This is a genomic window from Algoriphagus boritolerans DSM 17298 = JCM 18970 (genome assembly GCF_900108085.1).
Lineage (GTDB): Bacteria > Bacteroidota > Bacteroidia > Cytophagales > Cyclobacteriaceae > Algoriphagus > Algoriphagus boritolerans.
Map to the genome: position 1 here is coordinate 19217 of NZ_FNVR01000008.1, position 23993 is coordinate 43209.

The following is a 23993-nucleotide window of genomic DNA, read 5'->3' on the forward strand; positions in this document are numbered from 1 at the left end:
ATTTAAATAGGTTTGAAAGCAAAAGCTTGATTCGAATGTAATTATAAAAAAAGCATAAAAACAAACTGATTTTTGAATTTTCAGTAATTTTAAACAACTTTCAATATGATTTTTAAACCATTTTTTACATTTTTTTTAAAAAATGATCCATTTATGGATAATATTAGAACCTCATGATTGAAAAAATAAAATTTGGAAACCATTTAGGATATTTTATGAAAACGATTACGAAACCACTTAATCAGAATAAAAATATTTTAAAATTAGTTTTTTCAATACTATATTTTGTTTTAAACAATTTATTAAAATTTTCATTTAAAATTCAAAAATTATGAAAAACATAAATTTTTGATTTTTTTATTTTTTTTATCCATCAATCGCATTTTCAATGAATTTTTTTGAAAAAATTGGTTTTAAAAAGACCTTGAATCAAAAAAAAAGCCCGACTTAATCGAGCATTTGATCAAAATTTAAACCAACAACGCACTATTTCAGCAATGCAAACTCTTTTGCGAAGTAGCTAAGGATTATTTTAGCTCCCGAACGCTTAATTGAAAGCAAAATTTCGAGCATAGCTCGTTCAGAATCCAACCAACCATGAGCCGCGGCAGCTTTTACCATGCTGTATTCACCGGAAACATTATAGGCCGCAATCGGTAAGGGGAAATTATCACTCAAGAGCTTAATGATATCGAGATAACTCAAAGCAGGTTTAACCATCAAAAAATCTGCTCCTTCCTCAAAATCGAGCTCCGCCTCAATCAACGCTTCCTGAGAATTGGCCGGATTCATTTGATACGTCTTTTTGTCACCAAACTTGGGGGCCGAATCCAAGGCATCTCTAAAGGGACCGTAGAATGCACTTGCATATTTCGCAGTGTAGGACATAATGGAGGTTTCGGTAAACCCATTTTCATCCAAAAGACTGCGGATATAGCCCACTCTCCCATCCATCATATCCGATGGCCCCAAAATATCAACTCCGGCATCCGCTTGGGACAAAGACATTTTTCCGAGAATTTCAAGCGTCTCATCGTTAAGGATTTTTCCGCTTTTCACAAGTCCATCATGCCCGTCACTGCTGTAAGGATCCATAGCGACATCCGACATGAGGCAGACTTCCGGAAATTGCTTTTTGATTTCACGCAAAGTCTTCAGGTAAAAAGTCTCCGGATTATAGCTTTCGGAAGCGATGGAATCTTTAAGTGATTCGGGATAAGCCGGAAAAACATCAAATGCCGTAATCCCAAGCTTCATGCACGACTCGATCTCCCGCAACATCAAATCCTGAGAATATCTAAATATCCCAGGCATGGAATTTACCTCCACCTTTTTATTTGATCCCTCAATCAGGAAAAGTGGGAAAATCAGATCTTTTACGGAGAGACTGGTTTCTTCTACCAGATTTCTAACCGATTCGGATTTACGGTTTCTTCGAGGTCTTCTCTGCATTGGTTTAAGCTATTAGACTTAAAATCTCTTTTACACTTAAATTTCTGTAATCTTCAATGTAGTAATGGCAATTAGGCAGTTCTTCCTTCCTATGGCTACTTAATACTCCCACCACTTTCATACCGGCATTTTTGGCCGAGGTAATACCCGGGAAAGAATCCTCAAAAACGACACACTGACTGGGTTGCATAGCTAGATTGGCCGCCGTTTTTAAATACACCTCAGGATCAGGCTTGTGCTTGCTGACTTGTTCACTAGCCAAGGCGGATTCCAGATACGGAAAAAGATCAAGCTTACCCGCTATTAGCTCGAGATTGGCAAAAGGAGCGGAAGTCGCCACTCCGGTTTTAATTTTGGCATTTTTTAATTCTTTGAAAAAATCCATAAATCCCGGAATGGGATCTATGTGATGTTGGTAAATCTCTCGAAAGAGACTCTCCTTTTCAAATTCAAGATCTGCCAGTTCCTCACCTTCTATTTTCCTTCCCAGAAAGTGACTTAAAATGTAACCATTGTTCTTTCCATACATGTGCTGCGCGAATTCATCTTCGGTTGGAAACAAGTCTCGTTTTTCAAAGAAAATCTTGAAAGCCTGGGAATGGAATGGATTGGTATGACAAATGACCCCATCCATATCAAAAATTACTGCTCGTGTCATTGGAGTTTAGAAAAAGAATGAATCGCTTCCGGATTTAACCAAAAGTGATCCATTCTATGTTTAATACTATTTTATTTATTGAAGTTGGAAATAACACGCTCAATGATATCACAGCATTCATGCAACTGATCCTCGGTAATCACCAGCGGCGGAGCGAAACGGATGATATTTCCGTGGGTAGGCTTCGCCAAAAGTCCATTTTCAGCGAGCTGAATACAAATATCCCAAGCGGTAGTGCTATCAGGTGAATCATTAATAACCACCGCATTGAGCAAGCCTCTTCCTCTGACCAGTTTAGCGATTGGGTTTCTATCGACCATTTTCCGCATCCGATTGCGAAAAATTTCACCCAGTTTTCTGGCATTTTGTGCGAGTTTTTCATCCCGCACTACTTCGAGAGCAGCCATGGCCACTTTGGCTCCAAGTGGATTTCCTCCAAAAGTAGACCCATGCTGACCTGGCTTGATCACTTCCATCACTTCCCTGTCTGCCAACACGGCGGAAACAGGATAGAATCCCCCTGAAATTGCTTTCCCTAATATTAAAATATCAGGTTTGGCATAAGTTTCTTGCTTCTCACAATGTGCCTCACAAGTACAGTTACCACAGACAGCGAGTAATGAGCCGGTTCTGGCAATTCCAGTTTGAATCTCATCGGCAATAAGAAGCACATTTTGGGCAGCACAAGCTGCTTTTGCTTTTCTCATGTAATCCTCTTCTGGCACGTAGACCCCCGCTTCACCTTGAATTGGTTCTATAAGAAACCCAACAACCCCTTCAATTTCCAAGGCTTGCTCCAGCGCAACGATATCATCATACGGTATGCGAATAAACCCATCGGTAAATGGCCCAAAGCTCTTGCGAGCATTGGCATCATTAGAAAATGAAATAATGGTCGTGGTGCGGCCATGGAAATTATTCTCTGCTACGATGATTTTTGCTTTATTTTCAGCTACTCCCTTTCGTTCATAGCCCCACTTTCTAGCAAGTTTTAGTGCAGTCTCTACTCCCTCGGCACCGGTATTCATGGGCAAGACCATATCGAATCCGAAATACTCGGTGATGTATTTCTCAAAAGGCCCAAGCACATCATTATAAAAAGCTCTGGAGGTCAAAGTCAAGGTGCCTACTTGCTCGATCATGGCATCTTTGATTCTCGGGTGACAATGCCCCTGATTCACCGCTGAGTAAGCAGACAGGAAATCAAAGTACTTTTTGCCCTCAACATCCCAAAGATAAACCCCTTCGCCTCGGGTCAGGACTACCGGAAGGGGGTGATAATTGTGAGCGCCATACCGTTCCTCAAGTTGGATTGCTTGCTTACTTGAAGTGATTGTTTCCATGATTTGGTTATTTTTACGCGAATTTTTTGAATCAAAAGAGTCTCAAATATAGTAATTGCCATTGGGCAAAGCCATGAAACAGAAAAAGAACCCACTTCCGAAAATATCAGCGGAAGATTTTTATATTAACGAACGGGGCTTGATGGTTTTTACAGCAACCTACCACTTGAAAAGAGGCTATTGCTGCGAAAACGGATGTAAACATTGTCCCTATCCAAAAGACATGGGAAATAGGCAATAATTTTGAATCTGCTTGTTGCTAATTCCCGAAAAGTTCCGATATTTGCAGACTCATTACAGAAACGCATCCCATTTACGATACAATATCATGGCAAAAGTTTGTGACATTACCGGAAAAAGACCTCAAGTAGGTAACAACGTGTCTCATGCAAACAACAAGACCAAGCGTAGATTTTACCCAAATCTTCACAAGAAGAGCTTCTACGTCCCAGAAGAAGACGCATGGATTACTTTGAAAGTTTGCTCAAAGGCACTGAGAACGATCAATAAAAATGGCATCACTGCAGTCTTGAAAAAAGCGCAGGATACTGGAATGATTGTTATTGAATAATCAAAGTTACAGTCCCCTAAAATCATACAGAGATGGCTAAGAAAGGAAATAGAGTACAAGTGATCATGGAATGCACAGAGCACAAAAACTCTGGTATGCCAGGTACATCCAGATACATCACTACCAAAAACAGAAAAAATACGACTGAACGATTGGAATTGAAAAAATTCAACCCAATCCTGAAGAAAGTAACTGTACATAAAGAAATTAAATAATATTAGCTCGGAAGCAATTCCGCTTAAACGACAAAAAAATGGCTAAGAAAGTAGTAGCAACCCTGAAAAAAGAAGGTGGCGTATCTTACGCCAAAGTAATCCGAGCGGTGAAGTCTGCAAAGACTGGCGCTTACACCTTCAGAGAAGAGATGGTTCCTTCCGTTTTGGTTCAAGAGACCTTGAAAAAATAATTTGCCAAGCGCATCGTAATGGAAATTGAGTCCCTCTGATTAAAGTCAGCAGGGACTTTTTCATTATATTTCACTTTTAAAAATCAGCGCAACATGGGAATCTTTGGGTTTTTCTCGAAAGAAAAAAAAGAAAACCTGGATCAAGGTCTTCAAAAAACTAATGAGTCCATTTTCTCCAAATTAAGTAAGGCTGTCGTAGGAAAATCTCAAGTCGATGAGGAAGTACTGGATCAATTGGAGGAAATCCTGATCACCTCCGATGTAGGAGTAGACACGACAATCAAAGTAATCAAAAGAATAGAAGAGCGAGTCGCCCGGGATAAATACCTCAATTCCGGAGAGTTGGACGTTATTCTCCGAGAGGAAATAGCCGCTCTACTCGAAGAAAACAATTCTCAGGATTTGTTGGATTTTGACATTCCAACAGATAAAAAACCCTATGTCATCATGGTCGTAGGTGTAAACGGTGTAGGAAAAACCACCACAATCGGCAAACTGGCAAATCTTTTTAAGAATGCCGGAAAATCAGTTGTTCTTGGTGCCGCGGATACTTTCCGGGCCGCAGCAGTCGATCAATTGATCCTCTGGGGCGATCGGGTAGGCGTACCTGTGGTTTCTCATGGAATGAACACGGATCCAGCCTCGGTAGCATTTGACACTGTAAAACAGGGCGTAGACACGGGTGCAGACATTGTCATCATCGATACAGCCGGAAGACTGCATACCAAAGTCAACCTGATGAACGAATTGAGCAAAATCAAACGAGTCATGCAGAAGTTCATCCCGGATGCACCCCACGAAATATTGCTGGTCTTGGATGGATCCACCGGCCAGAACGCCTTTATCCAAGCGAAAGAATTCACCAAGGTTACAGAAATTTCAGCCTTGGCCATTACAAAACTCGATGGCACAGCCAAAGGCGGTGTGGTCATTGGGATTTCTGACCAATTTAAAATCCCCGTAAAGTACATTGGGGTCGGTGAAAAAATGACCGATCTGCAAATTTTTAATAGAAAGGAATTTGTAGACTCCCTCTTCAAAAAGAAATAAGCTTTTAACTCTCATAAAAATGCTTTGATAATTGATGGCATTTTTTTCTAGAAAGTTGAACTTTCTTAATTTTTTGTCTTCGTTCACAATGATATCATTTTAACATCATATTGAAACGGAAAAAGTGATCAAATCCATCTCAGGCTACATTTCTCTTCTTAGACTTAGCTAGCATAGGAGCCTCTATTTATCTTTTCACGCAAGGGATATTTATCCTTGGAGCCATACTCCTATTCCTCGCGATCATCTGTCTTCCCGGATTCTTCATCGTAGAGCCTAATAAGGCCGTGGTTATGCTTTTATTTGGAGAATAAAAAGGCAACCTCAACGCCCAAGGATTCTTTTGGGTCAATCCCTTCATGACTAAGAAGAAGATTTCACTATGGAGGAATAAATCATGTCCAAGAAAAAAGCATTTGCCTTACGCATCGATGAATCCATGATGAAGGCCATAGAAAAATGGGCCGCTGATGAATTCCGAAGCACTAATGGACAATTGGAGTGGATGATTCGAGAATCTCTTAAAAAAGCGGGTAGGCTGCCAAAAGGAAATTCAGCTGAACATTCTGACTAATATTTTACTTATTATTGTAGCGTTATCACTTTAATCCCTTAGCACAATGAAAAGACTGTCACTAATTCTGGGAATTTTTACAGCACTTTTATTTTCCACTGCACGTGTCAATTCAGCTTATGCCCAAACTGAATCTTCATCGACCAAAAAAGAAATAAAAGAGGAACAAAAAGTTCAAAAAGCAAAAGTAAAACTGGAAAAGTCCAGATTGAAATTGAGTAAAACCAAGGATAAATACAATTCTAAACTTAGCAAATTCGAAAAGAACAATTCAGCCGGAAGACTTTCACCCAACGACATCAGTAAATCCACCAAAGCTTTAGAAAAGCAACGTAAAGCTATCGAGAAGCTCCAAAAACAAATTTCTGGGCTAGAAGCATTTTTAAAGGAATCGGGAGAGATGATTTAACCCCTAGTTTTCTTCAATGTCTAACCAGAGCTAATTAAATACTGGCTCCCTTTTCTTTTGTAGGGATTAAGTAACTTGCTTTGCAATAATTTCAAGATGAAATCCTTAATAAGTTTTGTAATTCGCTACATCCCCAGGCCCATACTCCAGATAGTAAGTCCCTTAGTTTTGAAGGTACTTTCGAAATTCAATCAAGGTGACGCAGTAGAATGCCCAATTTGCAGAAATCACTATAAAAAATTCTTGCCTTATGGACGAATAGCCAGAGAAAATGCACTTTGCCCGAGCTGCCTGGCATTGGAAAGACACCGGTTGATGTGGCTTTTTCTCAAGGAGAAAACAGATTTTTTTACCAGTAAATTAAAAGTGCTGCACGTGGCTCCTGAGCACTGTTTCATAGATAGATTTGAAGCGCTCCCAAATTTGGACTACATCACAGCCGATATTGAATCGCCTCTGGCGAAAGTAAAAATGGACGTTCACTCCATCCCATTTCCCGATAATACATTTGATGTGATTTTTTGCAATCACGTATTGGAGCATGTGGATGATGATCTATTGGCTTGCTCGGAATTCAATCGTGTCTTAAAACCAAGCGGATGGGGAATTCTTCAGTCACCAGTCTACAATATGGAAAAAACCATCGAAGACAAATCGATCACAGATCCTTCAGAAAGAGAAAGACTATTTGGCCAACGGGATCATGTGAGAAAGTTTGGGAAGGACTATGCGGAACGACTCCGGAAATCTGGACTTCAACTCGAGGAAAACACTTTTGTAAAGGAGCTTTCTCCTGAAAAAGTAGCTCGTTTTGCCTTGGCACCGGATGAAGTGATTTTCGTTTGCAAAAAAGGGAATTAGCCTTTTACACCTTTTTTGAAAAGCTCATAAATAAATCCCAATCCATAACCGCTCAGCTGAAGAATGGAGGTCAATAGCGCTAAATCTCCGACTAAAATGGACTTATACCTCCAGCTTGCCTGGTAAATAACCAATGCAGCCCAGGTCCCAAAAATCAGCAAATGAGGAATAATTAAAACGCGAAAAAAAAGCGCATTCACACTAATCGATATCAAGAAAATCAGAAAAAATGTGGGCATCCAATGGACCAATTTGATGGCTTTTGGGTGGTATCTTGAGACATTAACCCGGTTTCTACCAAACGAAAAGGCCTGTTTTACAAAAGACTTAATCGTATTTTTTCGTTTATGATAGACATAAGCTTCTTCAACCAATTCCAGTTTAAAACCCGCTTCTTTTATCCGAATACTCCACTCGATATCTTCTCCTCTATTGGGATCAACAAATCCCCCCAAGGATTCAAACACTTTCCTTGAAACCCCCATATTGAATCCTCTAGCTTGGTACTTGGAAGGATCTTTTAACTTGCCCCGGATTCCGCCTGTGGTCCAAAAAGAAGTCATCGCGAAATCCATTGCCTTTTGAAGATTGGAAAAATCTGGAGCAGCTGCATCAGGACCACCAAAGGCATCCAGTTTCCTTGAAATAATTGCACTTTCCAAAACCAGTAAATAATCTTTAGGAAGAATAACATCAGAATCCAAAATCACAAAAAAATCTCCTTTGGCCTGAGTCATCCCAAAATTCCTTGCGAATCCTTGTCCTTGATTTTCCTGGAAAAAATAGCGGATAATTAAATCTGATTTAAACTTCGATGCCACCAGATCGGCTTTAAGAGTGGATCCATCTTCAATCAAAATGACCTCAAAATCCTTACAGGATTGGTCTACCAAACTTGTCAAAAGCTCAAAAACCTCTAATGGCCGATTGAAAATTGGTATGATGACAGAAAAAAACATCAGAAATCAAAGTTGACCTCTTCATCGATTTTGTATTCGATTTCTTTAGACTGATTGGAAGTCATCAATTCTGCAATAAAGCCAGTAACGAAAAGCTGAACACCGATAATCAGCGCAACCAATGCAAGGAAAAATAAGGGTTGATCTACTATTTCACGCACTTTGAGCCCTTTACTCAAGCTATAGATTTTCTCAAAAATCAACCAGGCAGTAATCCCAAATCCGGACAAAAAGGAAAGTGTTCCCAATAATCCAAAAAAATGCATCGGCTTTTTCTTGTACCGGTGCACAAAAGACACCGTAATCAAATCCAAAAATCCATTCAGGAACCGCTCAAAACCGAACTTAGAATAGCCATATTTCCGAGGTTGGTGTTGGACTATCTTTTCACCGATCTTTCCATATCCATTCCATTTAGCCAACAGGGGGATATAACGGTGCATTTCGCCATAAACCTGAATATTTTTTACCACCTTATTTCGGTAAGCCTTCAGGCCACAGTTGAAATCATGCAATTGGATCCCGGAGATCCACCGAGTCACTCCATTAAAAAATTTGGAAGGAATTGTTTTTGAAATTGGGTCGTGTCGCTCTTTTTTCCAACCTGAGACCACATCCAAACCACCAACAGTAATCATATCATACAATCCGGGAATCTCATCCGGGCTATCCTGCAAGTCAGCGTCCATAGTGATCACCACATCCCCGACTGCACGTCGAAAGCCTGCATCCAAGGCGGCGGACTTCCCGAAATTGCGTGTAAAATTCAGGCCCTTTAATGAATTATTTTTAGTAGTAAGCCCTTGTATCACTTCCCAAGAGCGATCTGTACTGCCATCATTGATGAGGATCACCTCATAAGAAAAGCCGTGTGTATTCATCACACGGCCTATCCACTGAGCTAACTCTGGTATTGATTCTTCCTCGTTGAAAACAGGAACAACTACGGAAATCTGGATCATAGATTAATAATCTAGCGATTTATCGCGCTTTTTAAGAATAGCAGCCAAAATTAAAGCAATGACAGCGTATCCAATTAGTGCAAAACCAAAGTTCTTCACTTGGCCCCCAATTGTAAAGCTCGATGCAGTACTGTTTCTGATTTCGTCCAATGTATCAGGTGGAAGGGAGTCAGGATTTTGACCCAAACTTTCCATCATTTTGATTGAATTTTCAAAGGTTATATCTGCTAAAACCTGAGGTAAAGATGGATCAATTACTTGGAAAAGAAGGATCTGACCGACTAATGAAACAATTCCTGAGATTAAGATTGAAATGAAACTGAAATTAAACGCAGTTCCGAAACTCATAAAACCACCGAGTTCAGTTCGATATTCTTTCCCAAAATAGATAATCAAGGCAAAGAAAATCACTAATGCTATTAATGCAAACCAACCAGACGCCAATAAACCAGCATCAATAAAATAGGCAATGTAAGTGACGGCTAAAGCTACAAGGCCCATAGTTAGACCTGGTTTTATTGCCGCTTGCATGGGTGTTTGTTGTTCTTCCATAAAAGAATTAGTTAGGGTTTTTCCTTAAAATTATTGAAATAATGATACTAAAAAACATTCCAGGGATGATTTTCCAAAGGCCGTCATTTACTGCCACGTTCCAAGGAGTAAGATTTTTCATGCTTTCCTCTGTCGCAAAAAATGAATTTTCACCCACCTGAGCGATGATCAGTTGGCGATTTTCTATGAGGAGATCGAGCTTTTGTTTTCTTATCACTTCAAATAATTCGGGAGAGAATTGAAGGACAAGCCAAATTCCAACTATTGACAAAATCCCGATGATCCCATAAGTAACGAATCCCACGGTCATTCCTTCTGCAAAAGAAAGAAAGCCTGAATTTGAATATTCTTTATAGAATTTGATCGACAAATAAATGGAAACGGGAACCAGAAAATATCCAAAAATCAGGTTAAGGTTAGTCGGATCGGGGTTTAAAAATGACAAGCTATAGAATGAGAGGACACTTAAAACTCCACCAAGCCCTCCAAATTTATACGCCGTTGAAAGATATTTATTCATCTATCTTTATCAATTGGCCCTTTTGAACCACAAACTTCACTTTCCCTTTAAGTTCATTACCAAACCAAGGATTATTTGAGGAAAGAGATCTGTTCGTTTTTTCATTGTATACCCATTTTTCATTCGGATCAAAAATTGTCAGGGATTCACTCCGCGCACCAACTATCCGTTCAGGTCCACTCGTGATTTTTTCAATCAAAAGTTCCCAACCCAGTTCATCGGAAAGTTTTACCATTGCGGGAAGGAAAGTTTGCAATCCAGCCATCCCAAATGCGGCCAAATCAAACTCTGCAAATTTAGAATCAAAATCTTGAGGCTGATGGTTAGAAACTATGGCATCAATCGTCCCATCTTTTAGTCCTTCTATTAGTGCACTTCTGTCCTCAATTCCTCTAAAAGGAGGTTTTACTTTGTAGTTAGAATCAAATGTCATCAAATCAGAATCAGAAAAAATCAATTGATAAATTGAACTATCAGCTGTGACATTAAGCCCTTCCTTTTTTGCATTTCTGATTAATTCAACCCCCTTTGCCGTATTGATAGTCTGAAAGTGTACACGACCTCCAGTATACCTAAGAATCTCCAAGTTTCGCTGAATAGCTATATCCTCGGCAAGATTAGGGAGCCCCTTCATTCCCAATCGAGTTGAGATAACATCCTCATGCATTTGTCCAAAAATCGCTAAAAGCGGATCATAAGCATGATCAAATAAAACACCGTCAAACTTCTGAAGATATTGCAAGATCTTCATATATCGGTCAGAATTGGATAAGGTCTTCGTTCCATCTCCAAAAAATCGAAGACCGGATTGGTAATGCATATCCAAAATCTCTGTAAGATCTTCCCCTTGTGAATTCTTGGTCACTGCACCCATGACTATTAATTCTGAAGCATGAGGTTTTGCTTTATTCAGCACAAAATCAACTTCATTTTTTGATTGGATGACCGGGTTGGTATTGGGCATGATTAGAGCCTGAACAAATCCACTTGCAGTTAAAGACTGACAAAGGCTTTCAACCGTTTCCCTGTATTCTTCACCTGGTTCTCCCAGACCACAGCGGAGGTCTATCCACCCTTTGGAAGCTAAAAAATCTGAGCAATCGATTACCTCTTCAAAATCGGTAGAGTTTGGTTTAGAGGCCTTACCAACTGACCCGTTTTCAAATGAATAATCCGAGGGTCCTAAAATCCTACCATCTTGAATTAATCTGAGGTCTCTTAGTACTATTGCCATCCATCTAAGTTTTGCTGCAAAAGTGCAACATTAATGTAGAAAAAGAAAAGTCTATGGATAATTCCTCTCCCAAAATTCAAGCATAGGCAATAAATTCTAATCCCAAAAACTCATTTGATTCGATTGACTTCTCCTTTAATCCGGAATAGGGATTAGAATTCCTATCCCAAGCTTAAAATGCTTCAAAATCAATCGCTTCACTGCATTTAAAGCATTCCCCAGCACGTTGCTATACCTCATTCGTTAAATACTTGATTTTTTTAAATTTTAAACGCTCGTCACGGACTCTAATGCAAAATCCGATAAAACATTGCCGGTCTTTAGCATTATTCAGCTCCAAAACTAAGAAATACTACTTTATATCTACTGATAACCTTGACGGAAGATTGAAACATCACAATGCAAGGCTTACTCCTTCTAGGAAATCTGGTGTGCCGTTTTGGGAAATTAAATCTATAGAAACACTAACTGACAGGACTTCTGCATTAAAACGCAAACTTGAAATCAGAAAGAAAAAAAGTCGAAATTATATCGAATAGTTGATCTGCTTCCCGTAATTCTATGGGACTAGTGCGTCCCGCTAAAAAGCGGGAAGGTTCAAGAAACTCTTCGGGACTGGCTACCTCTTCGAATCCCGGCGAACCGGAAGGTAAGGGTTACCTTTTGGTTTATAGGTAGTTATCAGTCTTCATGGTATAAAAGCATTTTCATCAAATCTGTAATTTATTTACATTTCATTAAGTCCAAAATCAAAATCTTCTTCTAGCTTAAGTCCTTATTGTTTTTTTTTCGTTACATTTTATTTACATTAATATTCATTTGATTCTCTAAAGTGAATAGAATTTTTTCGGAGAAAATTAAACATATCCAAGAAACTGAATTTCATAATATACATTATGAAATTCAGTACAATTAAGATCTAAAAAATTGTCCCATTCATTTAATTTACAGGGAATTCCACTTTTAAAATTCATCCAATCTTTAGGCTTAGATTCACTTCCATTTCATTCAATTCTTATTGATGAAATTGGGAAGCCCCATGAAATTGGATTTAATCCTAAAGCGAATTATATCAATTGCTTTCTTTTTGGCAGCAATACTGGATCCCTATTTACTCCTCGCCAGTTGCCCTCAAAATAACATTACAGTTACAGGCTTCCAATTAAGAAATCAAGATGGAAATCTGTTTAGCGTTACAGACGACTATGAACTAGGAGAAACTGTGACTGGAGAGCTTTGGGTGAATTTTGGAGGATCCACTACAAACGGCTACAATCTGTTCATGTTTTATGATGTAGTGGTCAATAAGGTATTGATAGCAGACGATCAGTACGACTGTATCTATTCGGGACAACAGGTATTACTTAATGTCTGGGTGAAGGTTCGGGATTTTACCTGGAAGTGGGGTGATGTCATTGAAATCAAGGACATTTTTATGTATTGGGAGACTGGCACTGTCAAACCCGAAACAACCTGCATTGTCAGTACAAAAAGCAATATAAATTCTCAGTGCTATACCAATCCGGACGGATTTACTGCGGCAGTTCCGCTATTTCCCAAGTTTGACTTCGATTCCAATGGAATATGCAATACTACGATTCAATTTACAAGTGAAACAATCGGAGGAACTCCCCCATTTAACTATACTTTTTCGTGGGACTTCAACAACGACGGTGTTTTTGATTCCAACCTAGCCAATCCGGTTTATAATTTCCCAAGTACTGGTACATACCCGATTACACTACGCGTAGATGACGGCACATCAACTACCACTATTGTAAAGGACATCTTTATTGACCCCAATTTTGGGATTCAAGTGACTATTTTCCCGACTAAAATAAACGACGAGTCAGGTATTATTTATGTGGAAAGTGTAACCGGCGGAACTGAGCCCTACACGTATTATTGGACAGGACCAGATGGATTCACCAGCACTGATAAAGACATTTTTAATCTTGCCGATGGACTTTACCAACTCACGGTCACGGATGCAAATGGATGCCAGCAGACTGAAGAATACCTATTGGACATAGCTTCCGTTTTGAATTTGACATGGAAATCATTCGAGCTTACTTCCTCAAATGGCACTGTTAAATTAACTTGGGAAATGACCTCCGAAGCAGCTGGGGTGGAGTATGACATTCAGCGCAGTTTGGGAAATATAACTGATTTTTTCACTATAGGTACCGTATTGGGCCAGAAATCAAATGCGGATTCAAGCTCCTATGAATTTGTGGACCAAGGCCTACCTCGGACTCAGGAACGGTTTTATTATCGGATATTGAGAAAGATGCAGGGCTTAAATGACTTCAGCGAAGTGAAGATGATAGACATACCCCTATTATCAACAAGGGATACCTGGCTGGTATACCCAAATCCATCATCCGGCGGGAATTTTAATCTTAACTTTAATGACCGACTTGAATCCAAGGAATATCTGGTAACGCTTGATCTATTTGACGCTGGCAATTTTTCAAGAAAAGAAAGCATTCCGATCAGATCCGGACAAACGATTCAGCTCCAGGATATTTTTGGAACTTTGCCAAAAGGCATCATCATTCTAAAAATCCAAGATGGGAAACAAGTCAAAATTCTCAAACTTATCAATAACAACTGAGGCTTACTTGTATTCAATTTAGGGTTAAAGTTGATTTTCTTTTTTAATTTCAACCCCAGCTTAAATCAACATGCTTAGCCAAAAAACCTTACTTGGTTTCCTGATGAGTTTCCTTCTCACGGGTTGTTCTTGCGATCCTGAAGACTTAGCCCGTCTGGCTTTTAGCGGAATGGAGAATCTCATGGGTGAAGGATTTATTCCTTCTGAGGAAATTAGAGCTTTGGGGAAATTTCAGGGAATGAGTGTTAATCTCAGTCAGTCGACTGTTGAGGATTCCACTCAATCGACAATTTTCCTCAAATTGGAGAATGGTGACCCGGCAGTTTTAAATTACCAAACGGACAATCTGGCAAGGAAATGTGCTGAGCTCTACCTCAGGGATTTTGAAAAGTCCTCCGATTACCAAATTATTACAGTCCAATTCATCCAAACTGATCCCGCCAATCCGGAAAACATGGCTATGCAGGAATATACCTTTGATGTAGCTGATTTCTAGTCCGAACGGTCTTAAACAGAAATTTTTCCAAAAGAATCTACTTTCTACTCAATGAAAATCAAAGCCATTTGTTCCGATATCGACGGTACGCTGCTCAATTCTGAGCGCGACCTTTCTCCGAGATTGAAATCGGTCCTCTCCCAATTCCCCGAAGAAACTCCAATCATACTCGCCAGTTCAAGGATGCCGGATGCCATGCGACATTTGCTTAGAGACTTGAACAGGCCAAGCGAACCTTTGATCGCCTACAATGGAGGATTTGTAATTAATAAATCCGGTGAAGTCATGGATTCGGTGGAAATTCCGCTGAGTTTGGTTGCAGGAATTTGGGAGTTGACCCGTAAAACTGAGCTACATGTCAGCTTATACCATGGAGAAAATTGGTATGAACCCAAAGAAGATTATTGGTCAAAGCGTGAAATCCAAAACACCAAAGTAAACCCGACTTGGATGGCAGGTGATAAAGTATTGGATCGGTGGGCAAAAGAAAACCTCGGGGCTCACAAAGTCATGGTTATGGGCGACTCCAATGAAATCAGCTGGCTGTTTGGAGAATTGAATTTGGCCTACTCTTCCGAGCTGCACTTGTACCGATCCAAGGACACTTACATCGAGATCGCCCCACGAAAAATCTCGAAAGCAACTGCCCTAAAACTGGTATTGGAAACTCACTATGACTTCGGAATGGAAGACGTCATCGCCTTCGGAGACAATTACAATGACATCGATCTAATTCAAAGTGTAGGTTGGGGCGTCGCTGTCGCAAATGCCCGACCTGAGGTCAAAGCTGTGGCAAAAGAAATTACCCTACATCACAAAGAAGACGGAGTTGCAGCTACGTTGGAAAGGATGAGAGCTGAAGGCAGAAAGCTGAAATCAGAAAGCTGAAAATTGGAGATTTTAGACTTCATAATTTCGTCTTACAAAAGTCCGCTTCCATCCTCCACTTCCTCAATGGCCTGCCTGAGAAAGTCATTGAAAGGTTTCATCCTGCGAAATCCGTCAAGCGCGAAGCTGAGAAATGCTCCTGACTCCACGGCTTTGTCCGATATCGGATGTGAAACTGTGAAACTTTTCAGCTTGAGGTATTCGATATAAGGATGATGAGCTTCATAATCACGCGGGCTGGTTTTGAGTTTGTCGCCCTCGATAGATTTGAATAGCTTTTTGAATTCGGGGGCATTTTCAATTCGCTCCAGTTCGGCCCCACTGTAGTCGATTTCTTTTCGGATCTTCTTCAGCGTATCGGCCTCAGGCATCCAAATGCCACCTGCCAAAAATGAGTTGCCGGGCTGAACCTGAAGGTAATAGCCCGGTCCGGAAGACTTTTTTCCTCCGGGGGAAAAATAAGCTCCGAAATTCGTTTTGTAGGGATCTTTATTGGCCGAAAACCGCACATCGCGATTTTGACGAAAGACACAATCCTTGGGCTTGAATGAAGATAGTTCCGGTTCCATTTCTGTCATTTCCTTCAGCAAAACCGCCACGTCTTCCAAAAAACGCGCTTTGGTCTCCAGATACCACTTTTTGTTGGCATCCATCCAGTCTTTGTGGTTGTTTTGAGCTAATGCTGAGAGAAAATCAAGGTAGGGGCGCATGTGTAAAGTCAGAAGGGTAAAGTTAGAAATCTAAAAGCAAAAATTTTGAGGATTAACAATGGGAACCTCGTGGGAGTTTTGAACTAAAAAAATTACCGCTCAGAAATTCAACGATTTAGAACCTTTGGTTAACTTACACGTGTTGGATTTTAAAAAGCTACACGTGTCATGAATACGAAATTAACGCTTACCATGGAAAAAGATGTGATCGAACAGGCCAAGGAGTACGCTGCAAAACAGGGATAAAGTTTGTCTTCGTTGGTAGAAAATTACTTTAAGCTTCTCTTACTTGATAAAAATAAGGCCCCAAATAAACGGGAAAGAAAGCCACTTCCGGAGAGCTTTTTGAAGTTGAAAGGCTGCCTTAAGCATGAAGGAGAATTTGATTACAAAGAGGAACTGACAAAGGCATTGATGGAAAAATATGGGCTCTAGTTTCTTTCTAGATTCAAATGTGATTCTTGATTTTCTGCTAGATAGGGATCCATTTAATTTCTCTGCCGATGAGATTTTTGAAAAAGGTTATAACAAGAACATTCATATTTTCTTTTCTTCCCTGACTGTTGCCAACATCCATTATCTCCTTCGGAAACAATATGGAAATGATGGAGCCATAAATAAAATCGCAGAATTGTTTAGTTTCTGTAAAATCCTTCCGGTTACAGAAAAAGAAATCTTAGCGGCAATCAAAAGCGGATTTTCTGATTTTGAGGAGGCCATACAATATTTCACGGCGATTCAAAATTCGGAGATAAAAGGCATCATAACCCGAAATCTATCAGTTTATAAAAAGTCCAAAATCCCTGTTTTTTCACCTGAAAGCTTCCTTTCTATTTTCAAATAAATTCCACTAACCCCTCCAACTTCATTCCCCTACTACCTTTGATTAGGATCAGGTAATCCTCCAATTGACTATCCTGAAGCCAGTTTCGGAAGGAGAAAGGATCAGGGAAATAAAGTGCTTTGGGTGCTTTTTCCAGTGCAGTGACAATCAGCTTTCCGGTAAAACAAACCTTGTCAATCGGGTATTCACTCACGATCTCTCCAAGCCTGCGATGCTCCGCTTCGGCATGCTCGCCCAGCTCAAACATATCTCCAAGGATAACCATCTTATGCTTTTTTCCGGTCATTTGCCCAAAAGTCCGAATCGCCACTTCCATACTCGATGGATTGGCATTGTAAGCATCTAAGATGATTAGGTTGCTGCGCTTCTCGATCAACTGGGAGCGCATGTTTTCAGGTTTATAGTTCACGATTCCCGCGACTGCTTTCTCCATTTCTACTCCGAAATACTTACCGATCGTCAGCGCAGTGGCAATGTTTCCAAAATTGTATTCTCCGATCAGGGAAGTCAAATGCTCGCCCTCGACACCGGCAACCGAAAACTTCACAAAGGGATCTGCTCCAAGGAAACTCACTTCACAGAAGTCACCTTTTGCCGGATAAAGCACCGGCTTCTCAAAACGCTTAGCCATATTGAACAGGACTGGATCTTGGGAATTGATAAAAACCGTTCCTTTTCTTTCTCTCAAAAATTGAAAAAGCTCAGTTTTGGTTTTCAGCACGCCTTCCGGTCCGCCCATTCCCTCGAGATGGGCTTTTCCGATGTTGGTGATAAAGCCATGTGTGGGTTCAGCGATGTCACATAATTCCTCGATGTCTCCTTGCTTATTGGCACCCATTTCAATAATGGCAATTTCATGCTCAGGTTTGATCCGCAGCAAGGTCAGCGGCACTCCGATGTGATTATTCAGGTTTCCGATGGTAGCCAACGTATTAAACTTTTGCTTTAAAACTGCATGCAAAAGCTCCTTGGAGGTCGTTTTCCCGTTGGAACCCGTCAAGCCGATGACTGGAATGCTTAACTTCCTTCGATGGTAAGTGGCCAGATTTTGTAAGGTCGTCAAAACATCCTCACAGATGAAATAGCGCTCATCGTCTTCGACGAAAAATTCAGCCTCATCAATTACAACTAATGAAGCTCCCATTTCCAGTGCCTTGGCAGCAAACTCATTTGCATTGAAATTTGGCCCTTTCAGTGCAAAGAAGATATTTCCCGGATCGATTTTGCGGGTATCGGTGCTTACTCCGGTACTTTTCAGAAAAAGATTATGAAGAATGTCAAAATTCATTTTGAAGGAAAATTTATGCCCAAAATAACGCAATGATTCACATCTTTGGGGAAGCTCTTTCGTTTTATTTTAGAGTTTGAATTTTCCCTCTTCATGCAAAAATCGATTATCCTACTTTTCATTTTAATCAGCTTTCATGGTTTTTCACAAACTGTATTTGAATTTGATAAAGAAAAGTCCATTTCTGTAGACGGACTAAATGCACCTATCCCTTTTTCGCAGGGAATCAATTCAGCTCAAATTCAAACAATTGACCTCAATAACGATAGTGTGGAAGAATGGGTGATTTGGGATATCAACTCTGGAACACTTCAGATTTTCGAGAAAAATGAAGAAAATTTCAAACTTCGCCCCGAACTCAGATACTTTTTCCCTTCAGATATCAGTGGTTTTTTGGTTTTGGCGGATTTTGACCAAGATGGAAAAAAAGACCTCTTCACCTCCACCCCACTCGGAATTCGCGCCTATCGCAACACGTCGCAAGGAAATCAGATTTCCTGGACTTTGGCCCAAAACTTCCTCAGGCTGGATGGATCAGGCAACATTCCCGTCAACAACCTAGACACGCCGCTTCTTCAGGACATTGATGGGGACGGTGACTTGGATTTGGTAATTTTCAATTTTGCCCAAGGTGATTTCCTCGAATTCTTCCGCAATACATCAGTGGAGCGAAAGGGGACTCCGGACATCGATGGATTCGCTTTCCCGATGGACTTTTGGGGAAATTTTGTTTTTTGTGGATGTGACACGATCACATTTGGAACACGTTGTGACGGTCAGCCAATTGACTTTCGACTCGGAATTAAAAAAAATGCACGAGTCCAGCATGCGGGCGGGCATAGTATTTTGTACAGGGACTTTACTGGAGATGGTATCCCGGATTTGCTTTTGGGAAGAGACGAATGCAGCACATTATATTTTCTACCTAATCAAGGTTCCGCTGACAGTCCTCTATTTACCTCTTACTCCGATCAAGTGCCTGGATTTGGACTATTGCCTACTTTTCCAAGATATCATGTGGGACAATTGATCGAAGAAGATCTTGTGATCAGCTTGAATACGAATGAAACTTCCGCTCCATTTCGAATCGACTTTGCCAATTCGGTGGTGAAATTATCCAGAAATACGGGCGAAGTAAGTCCAGAACTACAAAATCAACTTTTTGACCTGGGAGAAAATTCACGCCCCTATTTCAAAGGAAATGTTTTTGCAGGCGAACTTTGGCTTACGGCCAATGCCAAATCCGGAGAAAATATCATCGGGCAGGCCTATCGACTCAGCTATTCGGGAAATCAATTTGAGTTGCTCAATACGAATTATCTCGGACTTACATCTTTGAATCTCCTCGATCTTCAACTCATCGAATATGGAAGTGTAAAAAATCAATCCTACTTATTGGCATCCGGTGTGCGAACGACAAATGGTGTTCCTTCCCAGGTTTTGGTGAGAAATCAGGGAGCGAATTGGGTTGATTTTCCGCTTTCTGGTTTGACGCTTAGGGTAGGTGATCAGTTGAGCTTTTTTCCCTATGAAGGAAAAGATCATCTTTTAGTCGCTTCGCAAAATGGCAGTTTGACCTTGTATGAAGTGGATTTGGAAGCTGAATCTGCTACGCTCAAAACAGCAAATTTCCTCGGATACCAAGAAAATCCAGCCAATCGAAATCTCAGTGTGGCAATACGAATTCAGGACAAACCAGATTTGTATGCCGTGGATCAGACGGGAAGGATCTTTCTGATTAAAGACATGATGAACTCAGACGTTCGGGAAGAAGTGCTGGTAAAAATCGGGGGTCAAGATCTGCCTTTTCGCCAAGGAAGAAATACCTGGATTTCAGTAGTAAATTCCGGTTTTGATGACAACGTGGATCTGATCTTGGGAAGCCGAGGAGGGGGAATTTCATACTTGAGTTCAGTGAAAACAGAAGAGACAAATGGCAGAGATTTCTTAGTCAAAATCTATCCTAATCCAACTTCAGGGCCATTCAAGGTTATTTCCAATACCGCAGCCAAAGCTCGTTTGGTTACCTCTTTGGGACAGGTTTTACTGGAAGAGATTACAATTCCTGCCAATCGAGAAACCGAAATCCAAGCTCAAACGCTTCAGCCCGGCGTTTACTTCTTGCAACTGGAAACAGAGGATCGAAAGGTGATAGTGAAAAAAGTGCTGGTGAGGTAGGAGATACAAGTATAAATCCCGGTTGGAGGATTGCAGTTAAGTGGCCCTGATCCTAAATCTGCTGTTCACTGTGCTTCATAAACGGGTAAAGGAAGCCGAGGACTTTTCCACCATAGTGATGGTGGCGGCGAAAAATCTATGCTCTTATGTCAGCCTTGAAAAGTTTCTGATTCACGCAAAGGCCTATTTTAAAAGTATATTTCAAAAGGATCTTAAAAATGTGCAAATAGAATTATTCTTCTCGGGATAGGGGTACTTTTTGGAAAGCCCGAAAAAAGCCCTCCGAATACCAGAGGATTTTATTTTACTTTCAAGATTTAGTCGGACGACAGTAAAAAAATTAGTGGAAAGCTTGACTAATAAAAAATCAATTTTTAGTTTTAAGAAAATTCAATTTTATGAAGAAGTTATTTTTACTTTACCTATTATTCTTCTTCGCATTAGAAAGTATTTCACAGAGCTGTGGGGACGATGGATTTTGGAAAGTTGGAAGCCAATTTGGCACCGAACGACTTTCGTCCAATTGTGGAGATTTTATCTGCCATGGATTTGCAGCCGCCTATTGGGAAGATGGATTTACCCAAGGTTCCTCCTTGAATTCTATTAATCCCGGAATCGTAAATGTAAAAACATCCTACACCTCATCTGCTGGTTTTCCAGACAGATATTATTTTCAAAACTCAAATAAATATATCCAAGTTTGCGGTCAAAGCCTCTCGAATGTGGATGTAATAACCCAAGTATTTGGAGGAGATCCAGGACCCCATTCCTTGGTTAGAGACCGAAATACGACTTTTAACCCCAAATTTATTTCAAAATATGGTACTGAAAGCCCGGTAATCCGGCATGATTTCAATTCCACTTTATATGAACTTCAAAATGCAGGTAAAACCGAACCTGATAAATATTATGTTTACATAGGTAGTATAAAAGCCACTGAGTATCTACCAAAAGGTCAAATCAAACCCATTTCATTACTTTCAAAGCCGGGTGTGCTACCTATTCTTGGTCCATAATAGGGCCTCCCGGAATAGTATCGTTTACCTCGGCTACCAATGCACCGTCTGTATCCCTACAGGGCGATTCCTTTGGTACTACACAGGTTAAGGTCACTATTTCTGGTTGTTCAGGAATTTCCCCCAAAGAACAGATAATTACGATTATTGTCCCTGAAGTGACCATAACGGGAACCTATACCACGTCCAACTCAACGAATCACACTTTGGGAAATGGAAATCAGGTACCTTCCAGAAATGTATCCACCTATCTATCTATGGCAGGGATAAACAATATAGTCTGGGAGAGATACCAAGGAAATCTCCCTTTTTGGGCACATACTAATCAGATGCATTTCACGCGATGCAATCAGGCAACTACGTTTCATTTAGAATATATGCGCGCAGTGCTGGGAACGATACCTTGGCAGTCAGAAATGTGACCTATTACAATTATGGTAACTTCAGCCTCTACCCTAACCCAAGTAGTTCTACCATCAGCATTAATAGCGACTATAAGGAATCCATGGATTTGGAGATCATTCCTCTATATATGAGCAGTAAAATTCTTGAATTTAAGATCACTGCTGATGAAAAAGTGGACATCCAAGATCTTCCAAAGGGAGAATACCTCGTCAGAGTAAGAATAGGTGAGGATGTGGTTTTGGAATCTAGATTGATAAAAAATGAATAAAAATTCTTTGCTTCTGGGACTATGTTGTTTTATGACGATTGCCTGTTTTTCTCAACAGAAATTTTTAAACAAGCTTGAATTGGAAGTTGAAATAGGCGCCAGCATTCCAATGGGCTTATTTTCCAAATCAGTCGTGGAGCCCTCTTTAGATCAAAACTTCAATCCTGAAAATCAATATCGGGAGTTTAGAGGATTTGTGAAGCAAGAAGGAGGACAGGCACAACTCGGAAGTAATTTAGGAGTCACTTTGGCATACGCCATTTCTCCTTCCTTTTATTTTTCTTTAAACTATTCAAGATTCACAAACCCAATAGATGCCAGCCCACAGGAAAACTATTTTGCAGCTAATTTACAAAACAGGACTGACTCGTTTGGGAATGAATTTCAAATTTTCGGTTCACTCGAATCAGATAATTATCAAGCTAATGGCTGGCACTCCGGATTTGGCTATCGCAAAGTCATAGCCACTTGGTCCTTTTTTGGAGAGGTATATTTAGGAGTAAATCAATTAATTTTCCCATTTTATACTTGGACTTTTGACTCTCCTGGACCAACTACAATCCTGCGCCCAGCTCCTTTCGCAGGAAGTCCCGTCCCAGATAAGTTACCAGCATTTCTCTATGGAATGGGTCTTGGACTGGAAAAATCCATATCGGATAGAATCAGCATTAACCTTAAATTTAATACTTAGCATCAAACCACAGCCATGAGTATTGGACCGTACCCCTCGTGGGGTCGCGAAATTTTGAAATTGAAGATCAGATCAATTTTAGAGTACTTACCGCATCGGTGGGAATAGCCTTAAGATTAGCAGAATGAAAAAATTATTCTTTTCAATAATCATTGTTTTCATCAACCATGTTGGTTCCTTCGGTCAAGAAAAATTCTTCGAAAAAATCGAATTAGGTTTCTCCGGAGGATTGGCTGTACCAGTTGGTCATTTTAAAGAAATTTCTATAGCTCCATCCTTAGAACCTGTCCCACCGGGCTCTATTCCTGAAAGATTTCAAGGATTTCTCAAAAATGAAGGGGGGCAAGCCGAACTGGGCTACAGCCTGGGACTAAACCTGACCTATCATCTCACTCCTTCGGTTTTTATAAGCCTAAATTATCTTAAAACTCAGCATACCATAGATACCCATCCACAACAAATCTATTACGACGCCAATTTTAAATCCGAAATCGATTTAAATGGAGTCCCTTTTGAAGTTCCGGGAAGATTGGAAAGCGACCCTTATCGTGCTAATCTCTTTTATTTGGGAATAGGGTATCGTTTGCCTATTAATCGAATGGAAGTTCGGTTTACTGGATTAGCAGGGATGAATAACCTGGAGTTTCCTTTTTATATCTGGTTCTTTCAAATTTCTGAGACCTTCGAAATCATCAGTAGACCTTTCCCTATTGACGGTCCTGTACCTACTAGCTTAAGAGAATTTGCTTATGGATTAGAAACCAAACTGACCTACTCACTATCTCAAAAGCTCAATATGAACCTTGCAGCCACCTATCTTCGTTCTGACCATCCTCATGACTATTGGACCAATACCCTTGCCGCATCCATCTTGCATGAAATTCAGGATGAAATTCGATATAGAAATCTAGCAGTTCAATTTGGTGTTTCTTATCGTTTTACAGGAAAGGAATAAGAAGGATCGAATTAAATGAGTGATTCTCAATTGCTAAATAGAAGAACCTCTGGCTTATTGTTACGCGAAGGAATTTTAAAACGAAT

General features: G+C 40.2%; 27 protein-coding genes and 1 pseudogene. 18 read left to right on the forward strand and 10 right to left on the reverse strand.

Features of this window, described 5'->3' with window-relative positions; translation table 11 throughout:
- Positions 1 to 486: 486 nt before the first annotated feature.
- From hemB to rocD, 3 genes are all read right to left on the reverse strand, one after another.
- The gene (gene hemB, locus C4S61_RS09180; RefSeq protein WP_103924503.1) at positions 487 to 1452 is read right to left on the reverse strand and encodes a porphobilinogen synthase; all 966 of its coding nucleotides are present in this window, start codon (positions 1450 to 1452) and stop codon (positions 487 to 489) included.
- 4 nt (positions 1453 to 1456) lie between these two features.
- Positions 1457 to 2110 carry an HAD family hydrolase gene (locus C4S61_RS09185; protein ID WP_103924504.1) on the reverse strand — a complete coding sequence of 218 codons (654 nt, stop codon included), beginning with the start codon at positions 2108 to 2110 and terminating at the stop codon, positions 1457 to 1459.
- Between the two features lie 71 nt (positions 2111 to 2181).
- Positions 2182 to 3453, reverse strand: a complete 1272-nt coding sequence (gene rocD, locus C4S61_RS09190; protein ID WP_103924505.1) for an ornithine--oxo-acid transaminase — start codon at positions 3451 to 3453, stop codon at positions 2182 to 2184.
- Positions 3454 to 3526: 73 nt separating this feature from the next.
- Here rocD and C4S61_RS21805 point away from each other — a divergent pair, with 73 nt between their 5' ends.
- The 8 genes from C4S61_RS21805 (at position 3527) to C4S61_RS09230 (ending at position 7324) form a co-directional block, all read left to right on the forward strand.
- Complete coding sequence (locus tag C4S61_RS21805; protein ID WP_160111220.1) at positions 3527 to 3694, forward strand: DUF5522 domain-containing protein; 168 nt, start codon at positions 3527 to 3529, stop codon at positions 3692 to 3694.
- 87 nt (positions 3695 to 3781) lie between these two features.
- A complete protein-coding gene (gene rpmB, locus C4S61_RS09200) occupies positions 3782 to 4024 on the forward strand; it encodes a 50S ribosomal protein L28 (RefSeq protein WP_103924636.1) in 243 nt (80 codons plus the stop codon).
- Positions 4025 to 4056: 32 nt separating this feature from the next.
- Entirely contained in the window at positions 4057 to 4239 is a 183-nt protein-coding gene (gene rpmG, locus C4S61_RS09205; RefSeq protein WP_009036148.1) for a 50S ribosomal protein L33, read from the forward strand.
- Positions 4240 to 4277: 38 nt separating this feature from the next.
- On the forward strand, positions 4278 to 4430 hold the full coding sequence (locus C4S61_RS09210) for a DUF4295 domain-containing protein (protein ID WP_103924507.1): 153 nt from the start codon (positions 4278 to 4280) through the stop codon (positions 4428 to 4430).
- A 93-nt stretch (positions 4431 to 4523) separates the two neighbouring features.
- A complete protein-coding gene (gene ftsY, locus C4S61_RS09215) occupies positions 4524 to 5480 on the forward strand; it encodes a signal recognition particle-docking protein FtsY (protein WP_103924508.1) in 957 nt (318 codons plus the stop codon).
- A gap of 397 nt (positions 5481 to 5877) precedes the next feature.
- A complete protein-coding gene (locus tag C4S61_RS09220) occupies positions 5878 to 6054 on the forward strand; it encodes an Arc family DNA-binding protein (protein ID WP_103924509.1) in 177 nt (58 codons plus the stop codon).
- A gap of 46 nt (positions 6055 to 6100) precedes the next feature.
- The gene (locus C4S61_RS09225) at positions 6101 to 6463 is read left to right on the forward strand and encodes a coiled-coil domain-containing protein (RefSeq protein WP_103924510.1); all 363 of its coding nucleotides are present in this window, start codon (positions 6101 to 6103) and stop codon (positions 6461 to 6463) included.
- A gap of 96 nt (positions 6464 to 6559) precedes the next feature.
- Positions 6560 to 7324 carry a class I SAM-dependent methyltransferase gene (locus tag C4S61_RS09230; RefSeq protein WP_103924511.1) on the forward strand — a complete coding sequence of 255 codons (765 nt, stop codon included), beginning with the start codon at positions 6560 to 6562 and terminating at the stop codon, positions 7322 to 7324.
- Here the strand turns inward: C4S61_RS09230 and C4S61_RS09235 are convergent.
- From C4S61_RS09235 to C4S61_RS09255, 5 genes are read right to left on the reverse strand one after another with little or no spacing between them, the layout of a single operon-like run.
- Positions 7321 to 8283, reverse strand: a complete 963-nt coding sequence (locus C4S61_RS09235; RefSeq protein WP_103924512.1) for a glycosyltransferase — start codon at positions 8281 to 8283, stop codon at positions 7321 to 7323. The two genes, C4S61_RS09230 and C4S61_RS09235, sit on opposite strands and share 4 nt — an antisense overlap.
- Positions 8283 to 9245, reverse strand: a complete 963-nt coding sequence (locus C4S61_RS09240; protein WP_103924513.1) for a glycosyltransferase family 2 protein — start codon at positions 9243 to 9245, stop codon at positions 8283 to 8285. Before C4S61_RS09240 ends, C4S61_RS09235 begins: the two co-directional genes overlap by 1 nt.
- Positions 9246 to 9248: 3 nt before the next feature.
- Positions 9249 to 9797 (reverse strand): DUF4199 domain-containing protein, encoded by a 549-nt coding sequence (locus C4S61_RS09245; protein WP_103924514.1) that lies wholly within the window; start codon positions 9795 to 9797, stop codon positions 9249 to 9251.
- A 7-nt stretch (positions 9798 to 9804) separates the two neighbouring features.
- Complete coding sequence (locus C4S61_RS09250; protein WP_103924515.1) at positions 9805 to 10317, reverse strand: DUF4199 domain-containing protein; 513 nt, start codon at positions 10315 to 10317, stop codon at positions 9805 to 9807.
- Positions 10310 to 11551 carry a dihydroorotase gene (locus C4S61_RS09255; protein WP_103924516.1) on the reverse strand — a complete coding sequence of 414 codons (1242 nt, stop codon included), beginning with the start codon at positions 11549 to 11551 and terminating at the stop codon, positions 10310 to 10312. The genes C4S61_RS09250 and C4S61_RS09255 overlap by 8 nt, the downstream gene beginning before the upstream one ends.
- A gap of 1039 nt (positions 11552 to 12590) precedes the next feature.
- On the opposite strand from C4S61_RS09255, the gene C4S61_RS09265 reads away from it, so the two are divergent.
- The 3 genes from C4S61_RS09265 (at position 12591) to C4S61_RS09275 (ending at position 15552) form a co-directional block, all read left to right on the forward strand.
- Positions 12591 to 14168 (forward strand): PKD domain-containing protein, encoded by a 1578-nt coding sequence (locus C4S61_RS09265; RefSeq protein ID WP_160111221.1) that lies wholly within the window; start codon positions 12591 to 12593, stop codon positions 14166 to 14168.
- A gap of 70 nt (positions 14169 to 14238) precedes the next feature.
- Positions 14239 to 14664, forward strand: a complete 426-nt coding sequence (locus C4S61_RS09270; protein ID WP_103924519.1) for a hypothetical protein — start codon at positions 14239 to 14241, stop codon at positions 14662 to 14664.
- A gap of 51 nt (positions 14665 to 14715) precedes the next feature.
- Positions 14716 to 15552, forward strand: coding sequence for a Cof-type HAD-IIB family hydrolase (locus C4S61_RS09275; RefSeq protein ID WP_103924520.1), 837 nt, complete (start codon positions 14716 to 14718; stop codon positions 15550 to 15552).
- A gap of 32 nt (positions 15553 to 15584) precedes the next feature.
- Here C4S61_RS09275 and C4S61_RS09280 read toward each other — a convergent pair whose 3' ends face one another.
- On the reverse strand, positions 15585 to 16262 hold the full coding sequence (locus C4S61_RS09280) for a DUF2461 domain-containing protein (protein WP_103924521.1): 678 nt from the start codon (positions 16260 to 16262) through the stop codon (positions 15585 to 15587).
- 192 nt (positions 16263 to 16454) lie between these two features.
- On the opposite strand from C4S61_RS09280, the pseudogene C4S61_RS22300 reads away from it, so the two are divergent.
- Together C4S61_RS22300 and C4S61_RS09290 are read left to right on the forward strand one after the other, a co-directional pair.
- Positions 16455 to 16697, forward strand: a pseudogene (locus C4S61_RS22300) (DUF6364 family protein).
- Positions 16687 to 17106, forward strand: a complete 420-nt coding sequence (locus C4S61_RS09290; RefSeq protein ID WP_103924522.1) for a type II toxin-antitoxin system VapC family toxin — start codon at positions 16687 to 16689, stop codon at positions 17104 to 17106. The pseudogene C4S61_RS22300 and the gene C4S61_RS09290 overlap by 11 nt, the downstream one beginning before the upstream one ends.
- On the opposite strand, the gene C4S61_RS09295 is transcribed toward C4S61_RS09290, so the two are convergent.
- Complete coding sequence (locus tag C4S61_RS09295) at positions 17099 to 18394, reverse strand: UDP-N-acetylmuramoyl-tripeptide--D-alanyl-D-alanine ligase (protein WP_103924637.1); 1296 nt, start codon at positions 18392 to 18394, stop codon at positions 17099 to 17101. The two genes, C4S61_RS09290 and C4S61_RS09295, sit on opposite strands and share 8 nt — an antisense overlap.
- A 93-nt stretch (positions 18395 to 18487) precedes the next feature.
- Between C4S61_RS09295 and C4S61_RS09300 the strand changes: the two genes are divergently transcribed.
- The 5 genes from C4S61_RS09300 (at position 18488) to C4S61_RS09325 (ending at position 23907) form a co-directional block, all read left to right on the forward strand.
- Entirely contained in the window at positions 18488 to 20572 is a 2085-nt protein-coding gene (locus C4S61_RS09300; RefSeq protein ID WP_146064369.1) for a T9SS type A sorting domain-containing protein, read from the forward strand.
- A 398-nt stretch (positions 20573 to 20970) separates the two neighbouring features.
- The gene (locus C4S61_RS09310) at positions 20971 to 21588 is read left to right on the forward strand and encodes a hypothetical protein (RefSeq protein ID WP_103924524.1); all 618 of its coding nucleotides are present in this window, start codon (positions 20971 to 20973) and stop codon (positions 21586 to 21588) included.
- A gap of 343 nt (positions 21589 to 21931) precedes the next feature.
- Positions 21932 to 22261 (forward strand): T9SS type A sorting domain-containing protein, encoded by a 330-nt coding sequence (locus tag C4S61_RS09315; protein WP_103924525.1) that lies wholly within the window; start codon positions 21932 to 21934, stop codon positions 22259 to 22261.
- Positions 22254 to 22952, forward strand: a complete 699-nt coding sequence (locus tag C4S61_RS09320) for a hypothetical protein (RefSeq protein ID WP_103924526.1) — start codon at positions 22254 to 22256, stop codon at positions 22950 to 22952. Before C4S61_RS09315 ends, C4S61_RS09320 begins: the two co-directional genes overlap by 8 nt.
- Before the next feature lie 124 nt (positions 22953 to 23076).
- Positions 23077 to 23907: an outer membrane beta-barrel protein gene (locus C4S61_RS09325; RefSeq protein WP_103924527.1), complete on the forward strand. Its 831-nt coding sequence runs from the start codon at positions 23077 to 23079 to the stop codon at positions 23905 to 23907.
- Positions 23908 to 23993 lie beyond the last annotated feature (86 nt).

What these genes read in the sequence shown, in the direction of transcription:
- hemB (WP_103924503.1), bottom strand. Translation starts at nt 1,452, where the DNA reads ATGCAGAGAAGACCTCGAAGAAACCGTAAATCCGAATCGGTTAGAAAT.
- C4S61_RS09185 (WP_103924504.1), bottom strand. Translation starts at nt 2,110, where the DNA reads ATGACACGAGCAGTAATTTTTGATATGGATGGGGTCATTTGTCATACC.
- rocD (WP_103924505.1), bottom strand. Translation starts at nt 3,453, where the DNA reads ATGGAAACAATCACTTCAAGTAAGCAAGCAATCCAACTTGAGGAACGG.
- C4S61_RS21805 (WP_160111220.1), top strand. Translation starts at nt 3,527, where the DNA reads ATGAAACAGAAAAAGAACCCACTTCCGAAAATATCAGCGGAAGATTTT.
- rpmB (WP_103924636.1), top strand. Translation starts at nt 3,782, where the DNA reads ATGGCAAAAGTTTGTGACATTACCGGAAAAAGACCTCAAGTAGGTAAC.
- rpmG (WP_009036148.1), top strand. Translation starts at nt 4,057, where the DNA reads ATGGCTAAGAAAGGAAATAGAGTACAAGTGATCATGGAATGCACAGAG.
- C4S61_RS09210 (WP_103924507.1), top strand. Translation starts at nt 4,278, where the DNA reads ATGGCTAAGAAAGTAGTAGCAACCCTGAAAAAAGAAGGTGGCGTATCT.
- ftsY (WP_103924508.1), top strand. Translation starts at nt 4,524, where the DNA reads ATGGGAATCTTTGGGTTTTTCTCGAAAGAAAAAAAAGAAAACCTGGAT.
- C4S61_RS09220 (WP_103924509.1), top strand. Translation starts at nt 5,878, where the DNA reads ATGTCCAAGAAAAAAGCATTTGCCTTACGCATCGATGAATCCATGATG.
- C4S61_RS09225 (WP_103924510.1), top strand. Translation starts at nt 6,101, where the DNA reads ATGAAAAGACTGTCACTAATTCTGGGAATTTTTACAGCACTTTTATTT.
- C4S61_RS09230 (WP_103924511.1), top strand. Translation starts at nt 6,560, where the DNA reads ATGAAATCCTTAATAAGTTTTGTAATTCGCTACATCCCCAGGCCCATA.
- C4S61_RS09235 (WP_103924512.1), bottom strand. Translation starts at nt 8,283, where the DNA reads ATGTTTTTTTCTGTCATCATACCAATTTTCAATCGGCCATTAGAGGTT.
- C4S61_RS09240 (WP_103924513.1), bottom strand. Translation starts at nt 9,245, where the DNA reads ATGATCCAGATTTCCGTAGTTGTTCCTGTTTTCAACGAGGAAGAATCA.
- C4S61_RS09245 (WP_103924514.1), bottom strand. Translation starts at nt 9,797, where the DNA reads ATGGAAGAACAACAAACACCCATGCAAGCGGCAATAAAACCAGGTCTA.
- C4S61_RS09250 (WP_103924515.1), bottom strand. Translation starts at nt 10,317, where the DNA reads ATGAATAAATATCTTTCAACGGCGTATAAATTTGGAGGGCTTGGTGGA.
- C4S61_RS09255 (WP_103924516.1), bottom strand. Translation starts at nt 11,551, where the DNA reads ATGGCAATAGTACTAAGAGACCTCAGATTAATTCAAGATGGTAGGATT.
- C4S61_RS09265 (WP_160111221.1), top strand. Translation starts at nt 12,591, where the DNA reads ATGAAATTGGATTTAATCCTAAAGCGAATTATATCAATTGCTTTCTTT.
- C4S61_RS09270 (WP_103924519.1), top strand. Translation starts at nt 14,239, where the DNA reads ATGCTTAGCCAAAAAACCTTACTTGGTTTCCTGATGAGTTTCCTTCTC.
- C4S61_RS09275 (WP_103924520.1), top strand. Translation starts at nt 14,716, where the DNA reads ATGAAAATCAAAGCCATTTGTTCCGATATCGACGGTACGCTGCTCAAT.
- C4S61_RS09280 (WP_103924521.1), bottom strand. Translation starts at nt 16,262, where the DNA reads ATGCGCCCCTACCTTGATTTTCTCTCAGCATTAGCTCAAAACAACCAC.
- C4S61_RS09290 (WP_103924522.1), top strand. Translation starts at nt 16,687, where the DNA reads ATGGGCTCTAGTTTCTTTCTAGATTCAAATGTGATTCTTGATTTTCTG.
- C4S61_RS09295 (WP_103924637.1), bottom strand. Translation starts at nt 18,394, where the DNA reads ATGAATTTTGACATTCTTCATAATCTTTTTCTGAAAAGTACCGGAGTA.
- C4S61_RS09300 (WP_146064369.1), top strand. Translation starts at nt 18,488, where the DNA reads ATGCAAAAATCGATTATCCTACTTTTCATTTTAATCAGCTTTCATGGT.
- C4S61_RS09310 (WP_103924524.1), top strand. Translation starts at nt 20,971, where the DNA reads ATGAAGAAGTTATTTTTACTTTACCTATTATTCTTCTTCGCATTAGAA.
- C4S61_RS09315 (WP_103924525.1), top strand. Translation starts at nt 21,932, where the DNA reads ATGCAATCAGGCAACTACGTTTCATTTAGAATATATGCGCGCAGTGCT.
- C4S61_RS09320 (WP_103924526.1), top strand. Translation starts at nt 22,254, where the DNA reads ATGAATAAAAATTCTTTGCTTCTGGGACTATGTTGTTTTATGACGATT.
- C4S61_RS09325 (WP_103924527.1), top strand. Translation starts at nt 23,077, where the DNA reads ATGAAAAAATTATTCTTTTCAATAATCATTGTTTTCATCAACCATGTT.